This window comes from Achromobacter sp. 1014246743 (assembly GCF_059760725.1).
This window is the reverse complement of sequence record NZ_JCBANA010000015.1, coordinates 1-15,988: the sequence shown is the minus strand read 5'-3', so window position 1 is coordinate 15,988 and position 15,988 is coordinate 1. Positions and strand designations below refer to the sequence as shown.

At 65.2% G+C, this 15,988-nt stretch carries 16 protein-coding genes and 1 pseudogene; 7 read left to right on the top strand and 10 right to left on the bottom strand.

The window, feature by feature from the left end; translation table 11 throughout:
* Nucleotides 1-13: 13 nt before the first annotated feature.
* Nucleotides 14-328 carry a hypothetical protein gene (locus tag AC6LJ2_RS08580; RefSeq protein ID WP_498151191.1) on the bottom strand — a complete coding sequence of 105 codons (315 nt, stop codon included), beginning with the start codon at nt 326-328 and terminating at the stop codon, nt 14-16.
* A gap of 119 nt (nt 329-447) precedes the next feature.
* Nucleotides 448-936 carry an Lrp/AsnC family transcriptional regulator gene (locus AC6LJ2_RS08575; RefSeq protein ID WP_498151190.1) on the bottom strand — a complete coding sequence of 163 codons (489 nt, stop codon included), beginning with the start codon at nt 934-936 and terminating at the stop codon, nt 448-450.
* A gap of 163 nt (nt 937-1,099) precedes the next feature.
* Here AC6LJ2_RS08575 and glmS point away from each other — a divergent pair, with 163 nt between their 5' ends.
* Nucleotides 1,100-2,932 (top strand): glutamine--fructose-6-phosphate transaminase (isomerizing), encoded by a 1,833-nt coding sequence (gene glmS / locus AC6LJ2_RS08570; RefSeq protein WP_263912850.1) that lies wholly within the window; start codon nt 1,100-1,102, stop codon nt 2,930-2,932.
* Nucleotides 2,933-3,123: 191 nt separating this feature from the next.
* Here glmS and AC6LJ2_RS08565 read toward each other — a convergent pair whose 3' ends face one another.
* Complete coding sequence (locus AC6LJ2_RS08565) at nt 3,124-4,122, bottom strand: AraC family transcriptional regulator (protein WP_263912851.1); 999 nt, start codon at nt 4,120-4,122, stop codon at nt 3,124-3,126.
* A 63-nt stretch (nt 4,123-4,185) separates the two neighbouring features.
* Here AC6LJ2_RS08565 and AC6LJ2_RS08560 point away from each other — a divergent pair, with 63 nt between their 5' ends.
* The gene (locus AC6LJ2_RS08560; protein ID WP_263912914.1) at nt 4,186-5,406 is read left to right on the top strand and encodes an MFS transporter; all 1,221 of its coding nucleotides are present in this window, start codon (nt 4,186-4,188) and stop codon (nt 5,404-5,406) included.
* Between the two features lie 166 nt (nt 5,407-5,572).
* On the opposite strand, the gene AC6LJ2_RS08555 is transcribed toward AC6LJ2_RS08560, so the two are convergent.
* Complete coding sequence (locus AC6LJ2_RS08555) at nt 5,573-5,746, bottom strand: hypothetical protein (protein ID WP_263912852.1); 174 nt, start codon at nt 5,744-5,746, stop codon at nt 5,573-5,575.
* Nucleotides 5,747-6,177: 431 nt separating this feature from the next.
* Between AC6LJ2_RS08555 and AC6LJ2_RS08550 the strand changes: the two genes are divergently transcribed.
* On the top strand, nt 6,178-7,020 hold the full coding sequence (locus AC6LJ2_RS08550) for an IclR family transcriptional regulator domain-containing protein (protein ID WP_263912853.1): 843 nt from the start codon (nt 6,178-6,180) through the stop codon (nt 7,018-7,020).
* A 64-nt stretch (nt 7,021-7,084) separates the two neighbouring features.
* Here the strand turns inward: AC6LJ2_RS08550 and AC6LJ2_RS08545 are convergent, their stop codons facing one another.
* The 5 genes and pseudogenes from AC6LJ2_RS08545 to AC6LJ2_RS08525 all read right to left on the bottom strand — a co-directional run bounded on the left by AC6LJ2_RS08545 (nt 7,085) and on the right by AC6LJ2_RS08525 (nt 10,580).
* Entirely contained in the window at nt 7,085-7,804 is a 720-nt protein-coding gene (locus AC6LJ2_RS08545) for an SDR family NAD(P)-dependent oxidoreductase (protein ID WP_498151189.1), read from the bottom strand.
* Between the two features lie 4 nt (nt 7,805-7,808).
* On the bottom strand, nt 7,809-8,597 hold the full coding sequence (locus AC6LJ2_RS08540; RefSeq protein ID WP_498151188.1) for an SDR family oxidoreductase: 789 nt from the start codon (nt 8,595-8,597) through the stop codon (nt 7,809-7,811).
* A 67-nt stretch (nt 8,598-8,664) separates the two neighbouring features.
* Nucleotides 8,665-9,642, bottom strand: a complete 978-nt coding sequence (locus AC6LJ2_RS08535) for a tripartite tricarboxylate transporter substrate binding protein (RefSeq protein ID WP_263912856.1) — start codon at nt 9,640-9,642, stop codon at nt 8,665-8,667.
* A 66-nt stretch (nt 9,643-9,708) separates the two neighbouring features.
* Nucleotides 9,709-9,996: pseudogene (locus tag AC6LJ2_RS08530) on the bottom strand (SDR family NAD(P)-dependent oxidoreductase); the annotation flags it as partial.
* 56 nt (nt 9,997-10,052) lie between these two features.
* Nucleotides 10,053-10,580 carry a 2,4'-dihydroxyacetophenone dioxygenase family protein gene (locus AC6LJ2_RS08525; protein ID WP_263912858.1) on the bottom strand — a complete coding sequence of 176 codons (528 nt, stop codon included), beginning with the start codon at nt 10,578-10,580 and terminating at the stop codon, nt 10,053-10,055.
* Between the two features lie 138 nt (nt 10,581-10,718).
* On the opposite strand from AC6LJ2_RS08525, the gene AC6LJ2_RS08520 reads away from it, so the two are divergent.
* Both AC6LJ2_RS08520 and AC6LJ2_RS08515 read left to right on the top strand, forming a co-directional pair.
* The gene (locus AC6LJ2_RS08520) at nt 10,719-11,342 is read left to right on the top strand and encodes a hypothetical protein (RefSeq protein WP_498151187.1); all 624 of its coding nucleotides are present in this window, start codon (nt 10,719-10,721) and stop codon (nt 11,340-11,342) included.
* 160 nt (nt 11,343-11,502) lie between these two features.
* Nucleotides 11,503-12,894, top strand: a complete 1,392-nt coding sequence (locus AC6LJ2_RS08515; RefSeq protein ID WP_498151186.1) for an RtcB family protein — start codon at nt 11,503-11,505, stop codon at nt 12,892-12,894.
* Nucleotides 12,895-12,898: 4 nt separating this feature from the next.
* Here AC6LJ2_RS08515 and AC6LJ2_RS08510 read toward each other — a convergent pair whose 3' ends face one another.
* Nucleotides 12,899-13,978, bottom strand: a complete 1,080-nt coding sequence (locus AC6LJ2_RS08510; RefSeq protein ID WP_498151185.1) for a hypothetical protein — start codon at nt 13,976-13,978, stop codon at nt 12,899-12,901.
* Nucleotides 13,979-14,105: 127 nt separating this feature from the next.
* On the opposite strand from AC6LJ2_RS08510, the gene AC6LJ2_RS08505 reads away from it, so the two are divergent.
* Together AC6LJ2_RS08505 and AC6LJ2_RS08500 are read left to right on the top strand one after the other, a co-directional pair.
* A complete protein-coding gene (locus AC6LJ2_RS08505; RefSeq protein ID WP_498151184.1) occupies nt 14,106-14,861 on the top strand; it encodes a fused MFS/spermidine synthase in 756 nt (251 codons plus the stop codon).
* 175 nt (nt 14,862-15,036) lie between these two features.
* A complete protein-coding gene (locus AC6LJ2_RS08500; RefSeq protein WP_498151183.1) occupies nt 15,037-15,933 on the top strand; it encodes a DUF4261 domain-containing protein in 897 nt (298 codons plus the stop codon).
* Nucleotides 15,934-15,988: the final 55 nt, after the last annotated feature.

Here is a 15,988-nt window from a genome sequence, read left to right as displayed (position 1 = left end):
TCGGTTACCCACTTTACAGCACCCCTTCCATCGCGGCTTCCCAGCGTACCGCCTTGGGCAACCCGAATTCCGTACGGGCTTGTTGATACAACGCTTCCGCTTCTTCGGGTCGGACACCCGCTTCGAAGCAGGCTCTGCCGATGCATTCAGGCTCCAATTCGATGAACATGCCTGCCAGTAGCTCTTTCACGAGAGCATCGCCGGGCACCGATGACAGGTCGCTGGAACGTAACGCAGCGATGATGTGGGCCGTTTGCACCACCAGGCCGTAAGGGGCATTGAGGTGCGTCGCAATCATATCGAGATATGGGGTGGCATGTTTCTGCAACGAATACTCCGTACGGGACCGTCTGGCGTCTTTCGCCGGAATGTCGCCAATTGTCTTCTGCCAAGCACCGAGAACGGCGTATTCACGAGTGATTCGGACGTTATTGCGTCGGATTCTGTTTAACGCCGCAGATCGATCCGCGTTTCAAACTTGGCCCGGTGCACCGAGAAGAACGTGCGCACGTTGCGCACGTTGGCGTGCGCGGTGAAGGCGCGGTGTGCCAGCGCGTGGTAGGCGGGCATGTCTTTCACCTGGGCGATCACCACGAAATCCGGGCCGGGCGACACCCGATAGCATTGCAGCACGGCCGGTTCGGCCAGCAGGGCCTGTTCGAAGGCGTCCAGGCTTTCGGCCGCCTGCACGTCCAGGGTGATCTCGACGATGGCGGTCAGCGTGCTGCCCAGCTTGTCGGCGGCCAGGATGGCCACCTGGCGCTCGATGACCCCCTCTTCTACCAGCCGCCGGACCCGCCGCAGGCAGGTCGGGGGCGATGCATGCACCCGCAAGGCCAGGTCCTGGTTGGTCAGCGAATTGTCTTCTTGCAGCTGTTCCAGGATGCGCAGGTCCAGATCATCCAGCTCGGGCAGGGCATTGGGCGGGGTTGGCATGGTGTTTTGAATAATTAATTCATTAAAAACACATTAGTGAAATATTATTTAATCACAAATAGGTAAGTAAATAAACTGTCAAATATGAGCAGATAAAGAAATCAAATTTCTTTAGGGTGCGCGCACAATGCGTTCCGTACTCGAACTTTCAGGAGTCTCTCCCATGTGCGGCATTGTTGGCGCCGTCGCCCAGCGCGACATCACCCCGATCCTCGTTGAAGGCCTCAAGCGGCTGGAATATCGGGGCTATGACTCCTGCGGCGTCGCCGTGTACGCCGACGGCCATCTGCGCCGCACGCGCAGCACGCAGCGCGTCGCCGAACTGGCCGACCAGGTGGCCCAGGACCACGTCCAGGGCTTCACGGGCATCGCCCACACCCGCTGGGCCACGCACGGCGTGCCGGCCACGCACAACGCCCACCCGCACTTCTCGCGCCTGGGCAATGACGAGCCGCGCATCGCGCTGGTGCACAACGGCATCATCGAAAACCACGACGAACTGCGCGCCGAGCTGCAGGCCGTGGGCTACGTCTTCGAAAGCCAGACCGACACCGAAGTGATCGCGCACCTGGTCAACCACCTGTACACCGGTGACCTGTTCGAGGCGGTGCAGAACGCCGTGCGCCGCCTGCATGGCGCCTACGCCATTGCCGTGTTCTGCCGCGACGAGCCGCACCGCGTGGTCGGCGCCCGCCAGGGTTCGCCCCTGGTGGTGGGCGTGGGCCAGAACGAGAACTTCCTGGCTTCCGATGCGCTGGCGCTGGCCGGCACCACCGACCAGATCATCTACCTGGAAGACGGCGATGTGGTCGACCTGCAGCTGTCGCGCGTCTGGATCGTGGATGCCAATGGCAAGAACGTCGATCGTGAAGTGCACACCGTGCACGTGCACACCGGCGCGGCCGAACTGGGCCCCTACCGCCACTACATGCAGAAGGAAATCTTCGAGCAACCGCGCGCCGTGGGTGACACGCTGCAGGACATCGAGGCCATCACCCCCGAGCTGTTCGGCGACGACGCCTACAAGATCTTCAAGGACATCGATTCCCTGCTGATCCTGGCCTGCGGCACCAGCTACTACGCCGGCCTGACCGCCAAGTACTGGATCGAGTCCATCGCCAAGATCCCGGTGGCCGTGGAAATCGCCAGCGAATACCGCTATCGCGACAGCGTGCCCAATCCGCGTTCGCTGGTGGTCACGATTTCGCAGTCCGGCGAAACCGCCGACACGCTGGCCGCGCTGAAGCACGCCCGGTCGCTGGGCATGGAAAACACGCTGACCATCTGCAACGTGTCCACCAGCGCGATGGTGCGCGAGTGCAAGCTGTCGTACATCACCCGCGCCGGCGTTGAAATCGGCGTGGCCTCGACCAAGGCGTTCACCACGCAGCTGACCGCGTTGTTCCTGTTGACCCTGGCGCTGGCGCAAGTGCGCGGCCGTCTGAGCGACGAGCAGGAAGCCGAGCACCTGAAGGCGCTGCGCCACCTGCCCGTGGCCATAGGATCGGTGCTGGCGCTGGAGCCGCAGATCATGGCCTGGGCCGATCGCTTTGCTTCGAAGGAAAACGCGCTGTTCCTGGGCCGCGGTATGCACTATCCGATTGCGCTGGAAGGCGCGCTCAAGCTCAAGGAAATCAGCTACATCCACGCCGAGGCCTATCCGGCCGGCGAACTCAAGCACGGCCCGCTGGCCCTGGTGACCGAGCACATGCCCGTCGTCACCATCGCGCCCAAGGACGAGCTGCTGGAAAAGCTGAAGTCCAACATGCAGGAAGTGCGCGCGCGCGGCGGCGAGCTGTACGTGTTTGCCGACGCCGACAGCAAGATCCAGAGCGGCGAAGGCATGCACGTGATCCGCATGCCCGAGCACTACGGCAAGCTGTCGCCGATTCTGCACACGGTGCCGCTGCAATTGCTGTCGTACCACACGGCCTGCGCACGAGGCACGGATGTGGACAAGCCGCGAAACCTGGCCAAGAGCGTGACGGTGGAATGACGCGCGAGTGAAATGCTCCGCCGTTGAAAACGAGAAATAAAGTCGGTCGCGCGGAATAAAGTCGGTCGCAACGTGAACAGCATCGTTCTACCGCCATTTACTTGGTTCTTGTCGCAATCTTGCTCGTGAAAGTAGAAATGGCCGCTCGCGCGGCCATTTCTACATCGGGCATGAGAAGAAGCGTGTGTTGGTTATGCCGCCATTCGCCGCGTCGCGCCTGGCGATTGGCCGCTGATGCGCTTGAACGCCCGGCTGAACGCAGCTTGCGAGGTATAGCCCAGACGATGCGCCACTGCATCGATCGACAGCCTGTCCTGAGTCAGCCATTGGTTGGCGAGGCGCATCTTGAGTTCTGTCGCGTAGCGCAGAGGCGGAACCCCCAGGGTCGCCTGAAAGCGTTGGGCAAAGACCGATCGAGAAACATGCGATTCTGCGGCCAGCTCCGCGACTGTCCACTCCTTACCGGGCGAGCGATGCAACGCCAAGATGGCGCGGGCGAGACGGGGGTCGCGCAAGGCAGCTACGAGTCCGGAAGCGCTCTCGCAACCGCATTCAATCCACCCACGCGTGATCATCGCTGCCGCCACCTCTGCAAGCCGCGCCAGGATGCCAGCGAAGCCGATGCGGCCGGAGCATATCTCACGCTTCATGGCGTCCAGGATCTCGCGCAAGCCGGGATACTTCGTCCCGTCCGTATCGGCCACCATGGCATCCGGCATCAGCTTTGCCAGTCCCTGCATACCGCCCAGGTCGAACTCCATGCAGCCGTAGAAGAGGACGGCGCTGGGCGACGAATGTGTACTGGGGCAAGTATCGACCCCACTGACAGCCTCGCCCAATGGCGCCACGTCGAACGTGTCGATCGGCTGGAAAGAGGCGTTCGGATCGGAAAGGAGCTTATGTCCGCCGCCTTGCGGCAAAAACACGGCGCTGCCGGCGGTGAGTTCATGAACTGCACCGTCATGCGTACGCAGGACTGCGTTGCCGACCGCGAGGTAGTGGAAATATCCGTATCCAGGCCTGGTGTCGAAATCGAAGCCGAACGATGGACCCGTTTGAACGCGGCGGTACTGCACCCCGCGCAAACGCATGCCTGTTAGCAGCTCGCTGATGAGGTCGGACGACAGAGCAAAGGAGCGGCTTTCTGTCATTTCAGGTGTTTCGGTTAAAAAATCAGGACTTACTATCATAGATCATCCTGGAATGCGGCCCTAGACTTCCTGGCTGAGATAGATATTCGGGAGTCGTTTGAAATGAGAAGTGATGTGAAGGATGCAGGGGCTCAGGAGGTGAACACGCCCGCGTGGGTAGCCGTTTTTTCTCTGGCGATGGGCGTGTTCGGGTTGCTCACCGCGGAATACCTCCCCGCCAGCCTGCTGACCCCGATGGCAGCGGATCTTGGGGTGTCGGAGGCCCTTGCCGGCCAAGCCGTCACCGTAACGGCCGTTGTGGCGCTGTTCGCCGGTTTGTTGGTGCCGCGCCTGACACGCGGGCTTGATCGCCGGCTGGTCTTGCTTGGATTCACCGTATTGATGATCGCCTCCAATCTGCTGGTGGCGTTTTCCTCGAGCCTGCCGATGCTGTTGGCGATGCGAGTCCTTCTGGGCCTTGCCTTGGGTGGTTTCTGGGGCATGGCGGCCGCGGTTGCGATGCGCTTGGTTCCGGCCAGGCTAGTCCCACGCGCACTTTCCATTATCTTCAGTGGCATCGCTGTGGGCACGGTTGTTTCCGTGCCACTCGGCAGCTACTTGGGTGAACTCTACGGCTGGCGCAGCGCCTTCCTGGCGGCCGCCGCGGTGGGCATCGTCACGCTCCTCTTTCAAGTGCTCACGTTGCCCCGTATGGCGCCGCGCAAATTGCTGCAGACCGCGACGGTGCTGCAGTTGCTTCGCCGTCCTGGCATTGCAGCGGGAATGACCGGATGCGTGTTGGCCCACACAGGTCAGTTTGCACTGTTCACCTACATACGTCCGGCGCTCGAGAGCGTTGCGCATATCAACGTACAGGATCTGTCCTTGATGTTGTTGGGCTTCGGTATCGCCAACTTTGTCGGAACTTTGCTTGCGGGTTGGGTGATGGAGCGCAGCCTGCGCGCGACGTTGATCTGGATGCCTGCGCTGGTCGGCGTCGCCGCCCTGGCCATGATTTTGCTTCCGGTGGACAAGACGGGGCTGATGCTCGTGGTCGCGCTTTGGGGGCTCGCGTTCGGAGGGGTCCCAGTGGCGTGGTCGAACTGGGTCGCGCGAGCGGTTCAGGATCAGGCTGAAACGGCTGGAGGTATGGTAGTTGCGTGCGTGCAGTCGTCCATCGCCGCGGGGGCTGCACTGGGTGGCATGGTGTTCGGATTCGGCGGGGTGATCGGCGTCTTTGTGACGGCAGGAGGCGTGATGATCCTCGCCGCGCTCTTCATCGCTCTACGGGTTCGAGTGGCAATGCCGCCACACGGTCAGGCCGTCCATGCCGTGCACGTCTGAAAGACAGCGGGTCGGAGTTGAGGTTCTCCAGGATCGGTACATTGAGACATCCTGACGTCGGCTGTCCCCTGGGGCAGACGGCTCTTTGGATGATAGCCCCTGACGCGGCTACCCCATGGCATCGAACCCCTCGATCGGGACGTCGCCGATCGCCGCCAGGTCTGCTCTACGGTGTCTTCATCTCCTTTTCTTTTTCCTTCTTCTCCTTTTTTTCTCCATCGTAGTGAGACTTGATGGCCAGAAACATGCCGGTGCCCAACACGAGGAGCTTGAACGTACCGAAGACGACAGGGACCCAAAAATTCATCATTTCCTCAAAACGCTGCTTATGCAGCTTCATGGACTGCTCGTGGACCAGGCAAGGACGGAAGATCGCCGCGAGGGCCACGAATCTGGTGCTTGCGTCAGGATTGGCAACGCTGAAAGAGATTGGGAGCGGGCAGCGTGAACACCATGCTCCCTACAAGCAGCCAAATTCTACCGCCTAAATCCATACATATTGTTGAATGGTGCCAGTTGTACGTATTTTTTGATTGATGGTCGTTTAAAAAAGCCATACATAAGGGTAATACATGCCGCTCATGTATCGCCTAAAAATGCATACATGTCTGGGTTTCGGCTCCTTGCCACCGCGGGGCCTGACAGGCGGGCGCAACGGGCACGACGCCGCTTGGTGGACGCCGACAATAGCCAATCCCATCACGGAAAGCGCAGCGCGCGGATTCAGGTGTCTAATTCTGCAGTCCGACGTACATCAGAGGTTGATAGGCTTTGCGATCCTCGAGCTCAGTAGTTGATTCCGCCGCGCGGGCCGCCACCGCCCAGGTGGCGGGCACCGCCGCGTTTTCCAAGTTCGTGCATCTGCTGCAGCTGGTGGCAGACCGCGATGCGGCGATGACCGTGGCTGAGCTGTGCAAGGTGTCCGGCTATCCGCGCCCTACCGTGTATCGCACGGTGTATGCGCTGATCGCCGAAGGCCTGCTTGCCGAGAGCGTGGTGTCGGGGCGGCTTGAGCTGGGTCCGCGGTTGATCCAGCTGGCCAACCGCAGCTGGAAGCGGTCGGATCTGCGCCTGCTGGCGATGGCGGACCTGACGCGCTTGCGCGACGTCACCGGCGAGACGGTGCACCTGGCGGTGCCCAATGCGGACCAGATGGTCTATATCGAAAAGCTGGAAAGCCCGAAGGCGGTGCGGATGACTTCGCGCGTGGGCACCAGCGTGGCGATGCATTCAAGTTCGGTCGGCAAGGCCTATCTGGCCTTTCTGGACGAGGCGCCGCGCGAGCAATGGCTGCGCGAATTGCCGCAGCCCTGGAAGGTCTTCACGCCGCAGACGCTGACCGACGTGGCCGCGCTGCGTGTGCAGCTGGATCTGTATCGCGAGCGGGGCTGGGCCATCGACGATGAAGAGCAGGAAGCGGGCATCCGCTGCTTTGGCGCGCCGATCTTCGGCAAGCAGGGCGCGCCGGTGGCCTGCATCAGCGTGAGCACCTTGCTGTTCCGGCAGGAAGAGGACGTGCAGCGCAAGTATGTGGCGCCGCTGCTGGAGGCTTGCCGGTCGATCTCGCGGTTGTTGCGGGACACGCCGGCCTCGTACAGCGCCGAAGCGCCGTGAGGCCGGGAGGGCCGAGGCAGGCCGGTCTTGGGGCAGGCCGAGCCATCCCCTGGCCCGGCCTGCGCTAGGCCGCCAGATAGCCGCCGTCGACCGGCAGGATATGCCCGGTGATGAAACCGGCCGCAGGCGAACACAGGAACACGGCCGCGCGAGCCACGTCCGTCGGCTGGCCCCAACGCCCGAGCGCGGTGCGTTGCAGGATCGGACCGGACCGCGCGGGGTCGTCCTGCAGCGCCTGCGTCAACGGGGTGGCGATCCAGCCCGGCGCCACCGCATTGACCCGGATGTTCTCGGCCGCATAGGCCAGCGCCAGCGACTTGGTCAGTTGCGCCACGCCGCCCTTGCTGGCCGAATAGGCCGGCACCAGTGCACCGCCGAAGAAGCTCAGCATCGATGCGGTATTGACGATGACGCCGCCGTGCCTGGCCAGCAGCGGACGGGCGGCGGCGCAGGTGCGCATGGTGCCGGTCAGGTTCACGGCCAGCACCTGCTCGAACACGTTCAGGTCATGTTCGGCGTTGCGGCGGATGATGCCGGCGCAGTTCACCAGGATGTCCAGGCGGTCCAGCGTGCCGAACAGGCGGTCGACGTCCTGCTGCTTGCTGGAGTCGGCCAGTTCGACGCGTACGCCCACCGCCAGCGAGCCGTCGCCCGCATCCAGGCCGGTGGCGATGACGCGGGCGCCCAGTGCATGCAGCTGGTTGGCGATGGCGGCGCCAATGCCCTGGGTGGCGCCGGTGACCAGTGCGGTCTTGCCTTGGAAGAGATCAGGTTGGTAGGTCATGGGGTCAGTAGGTGCCGGGATACGCGCCGCCGTCGGCCAGCAGGTTCTGTCCGGTGAGGTAGGCGGCCTGGGTGCTGCACAGGAAGGCGCAGATGGCGCCGAATTCATCGGCGTTGCCGAAGCGGCCCGCGGGAATGGCCTGCTGGCGGGCTTGGCGCAGCGCATCGGCGTCGCGGCCGGTCTTGGCGGCGGTGGCGGCCAGCGTGGCGTTCAGGCGATCGGTGGCGAAGGCGCCGGGCAGCAGGTTGTTGATCGTGACGCCGCGGGCGGCCAGGCTGCTGCGGGCGACGCCGGCCACGAAGCCGGTCAGGCCGCTGCGAGCACCATTGGACAGCCCCAGGACGTCGATGGGCGCTTTCACGGAACTGGAGGTGATGTTGACGATGCGGCCGAAGCCGCGCTCGGCCATGGCGTCGACGGTGGCCTTGATCAGTTCGATGGGCGTGAGCATGTTGGCGTCGACGGCCTTGATCCAGGCGTCTCGGTCCCAGTCGCGGAAGTCGCCAGGGGGCGGGCCGCCGGCATTGGTGACGACGATGTCGAAGTCGCGCTGCACGTCGAAGACCGCTGCGCGGCCGGCTTCGGTCGTGATGTCGGCGGCGATGGCGCGCACCTGGGCGCCGTGGGCGGCGGCCTGCTGCAGTTGGCGTTCGGCCGCCTGCAGGGCGTCGGCGCCGCGCGCCACGATCAGCACGTGCACGCCTTCGCGCACCAGCGCCAGCGCGCAGCCGTAGCCCAGGCCCTTGCTGGCGCCGCATACCAGCGCCGATTTACCTTGTATGCCCAGATCCATGTCCTGTCTCTCCAGAAGTGCGGGGCGCAGTCAGGCCGCGCCCCGGGTTGCAGCGTGAGTCGCCGGGTCATTGCTGGCGCAGGGCCAGTTTGTCGATCAACGCCTTGAAGGTCGCGTCGTCACGCCGCATGGTGGCTTCGAAGCCGGCGGAATCGGCATAGCGGTAGCCCAGGTTCTGCTTTTCCAGGGTCTGCCGGAAGGCCGGTTCTTCCGCGATCTTGGCGGCGGCGGCTTGCAGCTGCGCAATGATCTGCGGCGGCGTGCCCAGCGGGGCGGCAATGCCGCGCCAGGTGCCGATGGACAGGTCGATATTGCGTTCCTTCAGCGTCGGTACGTTCTCGAAGCCGGGCACGCGCTGGTCGGCCATGACGGCCAGCATCTTGAGCTTGCCGGCGGTGACGTAGGCGGCCACTTCGGCGGGGCTGACGGCCACGGCGTCGATGTGGCCGCCCAGCAGCGCCAGCACGGCGGGGTTGGCGCCGTTGAAGGGGATGTGACTGAACTTGGCACCGATCTTGTCTTCGAAGGCGGCGGTGGCCAGGTGCCAGATCGACCCCGTGCCGGCGTTGCCGATCTGCAGGCCGGCCTTGTCTTTCCTGGCCGCCTCGATGAAGCCTTCGATGGTGGTGTGCGGCGAGTCGGCGCGCACCGTGATGGCGGACGGATCGGCGTTCAATTGGGCGACCGGCACGAACTTGTCGTAGGTGGTCTTGCTGATGCCCAGGTGGGGAATGATGGCCAGGTCGGCCGTGACCAGCCCCAGCTTGTAGCCGTCGGGCCGTGCGCCGGCCACTTCGGCAAAACCGATGCCGCCGGAGGCGCCGGGCTTGTTCAACACCACCACCGTCTGCGGCAGGTGGTTGCGGGCCGCGTCGGCGAAGGCGCGGGCCATGGCGTCGGTGCCGCCGCCGGCCGCGAACGGCACCACCAGTTCGATGGCGCGCGCGGGGTAGGCGGCGCCCTGGGCTTGGGCGCCGAACGCGGCCAGGCCGAGCGCGGCACCGACCATGCACCGCGCAAGCGCGGCAGTCGTACGAGGTTTCATGCGTTGTCTCCTTGGTTTTTTTTGGGTTGTTGCCGCGCTGTTGTGCCAGCCGCGGCGGTGCCGCGGTCAGCAGGTGGCGCGTCCTCCCGACAGATCGAATACCGCGCCGGTGTTGAAGCTGCACGATGCCGAGCAGAGCCAGGCGACCAGCTCGGTCACTTCGCGCGGTTCGCCCAGCCTGCGCAGCGGGCTCTTGGCGATCATGGTTTCCACGTGGCGGGGGGCCATCTGTTCCAGCAGGCGGGTCTTGACGGCCGCGGGCGCCACCGCGTTGGCCAGCACGCCGCTGCCCGCCAGTTCCTTGCCCAGCGATTTGGTCAGCGCCATGACGCCCGCCTTGGCCGCGCCGCCGGCAACCACCGCGACGTGGCCACGAAAGTCGTAGCGGGCGCGGGTGTCTGCCGCCGCGGTCATCGGATGAACTGCTGCACGTAATCGATGCCCAGGCCGACGGCGTCGTAGTGCTGGCGGCACATGTCGATCTTGGTGAAGACGTCTTCGTAGCCCATGCCCTTGCCCCACGGGTCGGTGTAGTACATGACGCCGTTGACCTGGAAGAACGTGATCATTTCCTCGACATCGGGCGGCACGTACAGGGTGTGGGTTTCACCAGGGGGTTCGAAGACGTAGCTGCCTTCGGTGGCTTCCCAGTCGTGTTCCAGGTAGCGCCAGCGGCCCTTGAGCACGAAGCCATGCACCGCCTGCGGGTGGCGGTGGCGGCTGAGCACGCCGGTCTTGCGCACGCGCAGCAGGTTGGTCCAGTAGCCCTGGCTGGCGTTCAGACAGAGCGGGCGGAACCAGACGTTCTCGGCCTGCGGCACCCAGACGCGTTCGTCGTCCGGGATCGCGCTGGGGACCACGATTTCGGGCAGGGCGTCGGACGGATTGGGGTACTGATACGGCATCAGGGGCTGTTCGTCGCGGCTGTCTAGCGGCATGCGTGTCCTTTATGTGGTCAATTGTTCATAATATGGACTTTATAAGAGGGGCCGGACAGCCGTGTCACTTAGGTTTTTCACCTACGGGGTGTCGGTGCCCGGGGTTACAGTCGGCTTTTCCCTCACAGGACGGACGCCGTGACCCTGGACGAGTATTTCGCCGCGATCGATGCCCCGGGCTTTGCCGCACTGGGTTTGCTGCCGCGCGACCGGGCCAGCGACCTGACCGAGGCCATGCGGGGGCATCCGGTGGTCGACCTGCTGCAAGGGCGGGTGCTCGATGACCCCCAGACCAGCAATCACCATCTGCTGCTGGGCCGGGCGCCGTTGGCGGGCCGCGTGCTGTATCTGACCCACGACGGCGACAGCCGCGTGGTGTTCGATTCCCTGGCGGACTTTGTCGCGGCGGTGCGCCAGGCGGGCGAGCAAGGGCTGGATGTGGAGGAACTGCATCCCGAGCTCTCTCCGCTCGTGGATGGCCAGCCGCCGTTGGGTGGCCTGATCCGCGAACTGCTGCAACAGGAATCAGGCGTGGACGTGGTGCTGACACTGATCCCGTCTCTGGACCTGGGCGATCTGGCGTTGCTGGAAACGCTGGCGCGGGATGACGATTTCTTTCTGGGTGAAGCGGTGGCGATGGCGATCGAAAGGCGGCCATCGCGGGCGCTGCGCGCGGTCGCGGCGCTGTGCCAGGCGCATCCGCACATTCAGGTGTCCAGGGCGGGCACGCGCGCATTGCGGCGGATCGACGCGCTGGGGTAACGGCGACCGGCTCGTTGCGGCTTCGCAACGCGTCACGCCGCGTTTCTCGCACGGACGCGGAACCCTCTGTACACTTCGGCCTCCTCCTGGCGCTGCTGCTGGGGGTACAACGCCTTCCGGAACACGGAGGCACTTCTGTACCTGTTTGATGGCAGCGAAAGTGAAGAACATCTCCCGTTTGAAATCCGCCCTGAAACGGCAGGGCATCCAGGTGGAACACCAGCATGGCGTGTACCACCTGAGCAATGAACAGGCGCAAGCGTCTGTTCTTCTCCCCGCGGCGCTTCCCCTTGAGGAAAAGGCCGTACATCAACTGCTTGCCTTTGCGTCGGTGCGTTCGCCCGATGCGGATCATGGCGTCTGCAAGGCGTGCGCAACGCCGGATTTCCATCCGGGCAGCATCGCGCCCGTGGGCACCGTGGTGGCGACGGATGGCGATTTCGTCATTCCGGCGGCGGTCGGCACGGACATCAACTGCGGCATGCGCTTGCTGACCACCGGTCTGGCGCACACGGCGGTCGAACCGTTCAAGGCGGAACTGATCCGCCGGCTGACGCGCGTGCTGCTGCAAAACGGCCGCAACGTGCCGGTGCCCAGCAAGGCGTTCAAGGCGCTGTTCGACGACAGCCCGGATGCGTTCCTGGACAGCCTGACGGCCGAGGGCCTGTGGGCGGGCGTGCGGCGCGATCAGCTGCACGCCGAACTGGCGCAGTGCGTCAGCCTGTCGGATTTCGACAGCGCGGCCCGCTATGCGCCGCAAGGCATGGTGGATGGCCGCGAGACCATTCGCGACCCGGGCCTGGGCACGACGGGCGGCGGCAATCACTTCGTGGAATTGCAGATCGTCGACGAGGTGCTGGACCGGCATGCGGCCTATGCCGCCGGCCTGGTGAAGGGCGACGTCGTCGTCATGATCCACACCGGTTCGCGCGACGTGGGCTTCCATGTGGGGGCGCGCTGGATGGACCGTGCGCGCGCCGAGTGGCCCAAAGGGCTGAAGCACCCGGACAGCAAGCTGTATGGGCTGTCGGGCGCGTTGGCGCAGGAATACCTGCAGGCCATGGGCACGGCGGCCCGCTATGCCTGGGCCAATCGCATGGTGCTGGGCGAAATGGTGCGCCAGGAGCTGGATGCCGCCCTTGGCGGCATGCGGTCACGCCTGGTCGTGGACGTGCCGCATAACGTGGTGCTGCGCGAGCAGGGGCTGAATATCCACCGCAAGGGCGCAACGCCGGCGCGCGCAGGCGACCTGGCGTTGATTCCCGGCTCGATGGGCGATTTCAGTTTCGTGGCCACCGGCCTGGGCAACGCGGATTGGCTGTGGTCTTGCAGCCATGGCGCGGGCCGCAGCATGCGCCGGCAGGACGTGCGCCGGACCCGGCACGAGACCTCGCCGGGCACCTGGCAATGCGTGACCCTGCGCGAAGAACGCCGGATAGAAGAGGCGCCGCACGCCTACAAGCCGATCGGTCCGGTGTTGCAGGCCCAGGAAGAAGCGGGGCTGATCCGGTCGGTCGCGCGGCTCAAGCCGTGGGTCACGTTCAAGGCATGAGGAATCAGGCCGACACCGTCACCGAAGCGCCGCCATCCAGCGCCTGGGCGGCCTGTTCGGCTTGCGTCAGCGCGTGCTGGACGTCGGCGGCCTGCTTCGGCTCGTGGCCGTCGGGCTCGTGCAGCTTGCGCTTGACCAGGGCCAGCAGTTCCTTCAAGGCGCGGATCGCGTCGCGGACGGACTGGGCGTCGTCCTGGCGCCGCTTGTCGGCGACCTGTCGTTCCTGGCGGGATTCGGGGGCGGAGGGGGACGGTTTGTCTGGGTCCGCATCGGTCTGGTCAGTGTCGTCGGGGCTTGAGTTGCCCAGGGCGGCATCGACCGCGGCGGCCGCGGCCTCTCGGGCCGTACGGGCGTCTTGCGCCGGGTCGGCGTCGGCTGCCCCAGTGGGGGCGGCCCCGGCTTGCGTCGCCGGCGGGTTGTCGGGGGTGGGGCTGCCCGCCGCGGCTTCACCGGCGGCATAGGCCGCCAGCGCGCGGGAGGTCGCGGCGGGCGCCTGGCTGGCAGTGGCCTCGGTGCCGCTGGACAGGGATGCTGCGCGTTCGGCCGATGCGGTCGATGACTCGGCCAACGCGCCCTCGGCGCCCGGCGTGGTGGCGCCCATGCCGGCGCTGATGGCGGGCGTCGGCGCCCCGTGCACCACGGGCGCGGCGGTCGGCCCCATGCTGGTTCCGGTCGTGGCGGCCCCGCCGCTGTCCTTCAAGGCGGCGGCCGCCTGGCCGAGTTCACCGGCCAGTTGGCGCAGTTCGACCAGGATGGCCTTGGCCGCGGCCTTGCCCAGCAGCATCAGCATCTTCTTGAGCATCTCGATACGCTGTTTGATCTGCTCGACGCGGCTGCGGGCCTGGTCCTGGCGCGATTGCACCGTGCTGGCTGACAGTTGGGCGATGGCCTTGCGCGCCTTGTCGGCCCGTTCCAGCGCGTCGTCGCTCAACACGACCCGAAACGACGTCGGCAGTTCCTTGGGCGCCTGCGCCTTGTCACGGTCGGCTGCGGCATCCGCGTCCCGCTTGTCGGCGGCGCGCGCATCCGCCGGGCGTGGCGTGGCCGGTGAAAAGGGGCTATCCGTATCCAGGAGGGTGTTCATGCCCACATATACGGCAGGCCGGCGCACGTTCTTTATGTTTCCAGAGGAGAATCCGTCCGGCAATCGCTCGGACCCTTCGGCGGTGGTATCTTCTGCGTCCATGTCCCGACACGATCCGTCCCCTTCCTTGTCCCAGCCTTCTGACGCCGGTGGCGAAGCGCCGCTGCACCCCTTCATCCAGGAGTCCGGCACCACCCGGACCCTGCATTTTTCGGAAAAGGTCATCCAGAGTCGCATGTCCACCCTCAACCCGGATGCGCTCGACCTGGAATACACCCGGATGATGATGGGCTTCGTGCTGTTCACGCCGGTGCCGGCCGACATTCTGATGGTGGGCCTGGGCGGGGGCTCGCTGGCCAAGTTCTGCTACCGCTACTTGTCCCGTTCGCGCATCGAAGTGGTGGAGATCGACCCTGGCGTGATCGCGCTGCGCGACGATTTCCTGGTGCCGCGCGACGATGCCCGCTTCCGGGTGGTGCAGGCCGATGCGGCCGACCATCTGCGCGGCTTGCGGGACGCGGCTGACGTGCTGCTGCTGGACGGCTACGGCGACGCGGGCATTCCCGATGCCCTGTGTTCGGCCGAGTTCTACGCCGATTGCTACGCGGCCCTGCGCGACGAGGGCATCCTGGTCATCAATTTCCACTTGAACCACCCGAATCACCGTGACTATCTGGACCGCGTGCGCGAGTCGTTCGGCGCGTCGATGTTCGAAGTGGTGGACGACGACATGACCAACAGCATCGTGTTCGCCTGCAAGGGCGAACGGCTGGACGACCCGGCGGCTGCCGAGCTGAAGCGGCCCGAATCGATTCCCAAGGACGCCTGGCGGCAGTTGATGCCGACGCTGCGGGTGATTGGCGCGACGCGTGAATTGAAGTGAAACGAGGCGCGGTGCGTGGGGCAACCTGAGCGGGGCGCCGTGAAACACGGCCTGAAATCTTGGGAAATCTAACGTCCGGTTTCGCGCAGCGGGGTTTTGTTGCACATCGTCGGCCAGCCTGCCGCCGGGGCTTGATAGCATCCCCGCTTTCCCCGGACAGGTTCGCTTTCCCACCATGAGTCTCATCTCCCGCTTTTTCGGCCGCAATGAATCGCCTGCCGCCGCTGCCGCGCTGACGGCCAACCCGGCCATCGAAGATCCGATCAGCCTGCAAGTCGTGTTCAGCGCCCCGCTGGCGTTGACGGCCGACGCGCTGACCGCGGCGCTGCGCGCCTACCACCCGGACATGCGCCAGGCCCGCGCCGAGATCGAACCCGACATGCCCGAGTTGCTGGCCATGGTGGGTTGGGGCAAGCACGTCGTGCGCCTGGTGGGCTTCAATGCGCCCTACCCGCAGGAATCGATCGAAGCCTGCGTGGCCCCCGCGCATTACCCGGCGGACGTCAAGGCGCAGGTGCGCGCCCATGTCAGCAATGTGCTGCTGTACTACGCGGGCTTCGAGCAAGACCCGCTTGAGCAGTACGTGGCGCTGGCCGCGGTGGCCGGCGCGCTGTCGGACTTCAACGCGGTGGCGGTGCTGAACGAGCACGCGCACACCTCGTTGCCGGCCGGCGTGTTCACGCGGGAATCCATGGGCGACGAAAGCCTGGAACTGTTGCGCTCGTTGCCGCTGACCATGCTGTACTGCGGCTTCGTGAAATACGAGGTGGAAGGCACGGAGGGCGTGTGGATGCGCACCTACGGCGGCGACGCGTTCGGGCTGCCGGATTTCGCCGTGCTGGCCGAGGGCCACCACCAGGGCGAACAGTATTCCGGCATGTTCAACAACATCATGGCGTACATGCTGGATAGCGGCGCCGAGCTGGCCGCGGGCCACACGATGCAGATCGGCGAAACCAGCTATATGAAGCTGCGGGCACCGGCCGAGTCCGAGTATTTCCTGCACGGCCCGGCCACGGTGCTGGTGGCGGAAATCATCGACGCCTCGCAGATCAATCAGCCGGACGCCTGATTCCGTTCATCTGCAGGCCGGGGCGGGCCCACAGCGCTGCGTTGCCGCCGCGCTG

Excerpts from the sequence above, each read along its gene's own strand:
- AC6LJ2_RS08575 (WP_498151190.1), bottom strand. The coding sequence starts at position 936 with ATGCCAACCCCGCCCAATGCCCTGCCCGAGCTGGATGATCTGGACCTG.
- glmS (WP_263912850.1), top strand. The coding sequence starts at position 1,100 with ATGTGCGGCATTGTTGGCGCCGTCGCCCAGCGCGACATCACCCCGATC.
- AC6LJ2_RS08565 (WP_263912851.1), bottom strand. The coding sequence starts at position 4,122 with ATGATAGTAAGTCCTGATTTTTTAACCGAAACACCTGAAATGACAGAA.
- AC6LJ2_RS08560 (WP_263912914.1), top strand. The coding sequence starts at position 4,186 with ATGAGAAGTGATGTGAAGGATGCAGGGGCTCAGGAGGTGAACACGCCC.
- AC6LJ2_RS08555 (WP_263912852.1), bottom strand. The coding sequence starts at position 5,746 with ATGAAGCTGCATAAGCAGCGTTTTGAGGAAATGATGAATTTTTGGGTC.
- AC6LJ2_RS08545 (WP_498151189.1), bottom strand. The coding sequence starts at position 7,804 with ATGACCTACCAACCTGATCTCTTCCAAGGCAAGACCGCACTGGTCACC.
- AC6LJ2_RS08540 (WP_498151188.1), bottom strand. The coding sequence starts at position 8,597 with ATGGATCTGGGCATACAAGGTAAATCGGCGCTGGTATGCGGCGCCAGC.
- AC6LJ2_RS08535 (WP_263912856.1), bottom strand. The coding sequence starts at position 9,642 with ATGAAACCTCGTACGACTGCCGCGCTTGCGCGGTGCATGGTCGGTGCC.
- AC6LJ2_RS08525 (WP_263912858.1), bottom strand. The coding sequence starts at position 10,580 with ATGCCGCTAGACAGCCGCGACGAACAGCCCCTGATGCCGTATCAGTAC.
- AC6LJ2_RS08510 (WP_498151185.1), bottom strand. The coding sequence starts at position 13,978 with ATGAACACCCTCCTGGATACGGATAGCCCCTTTTCACCGGCCACGCCA.
- AC6LJ2_RS08500 (WP_498151183.1), top strand. The coding sequence starts at position 15,037 with ATGAGTCTCATCTCCCGCTTTTTCGGCCGCAATGAATCGCCTGCCGCC.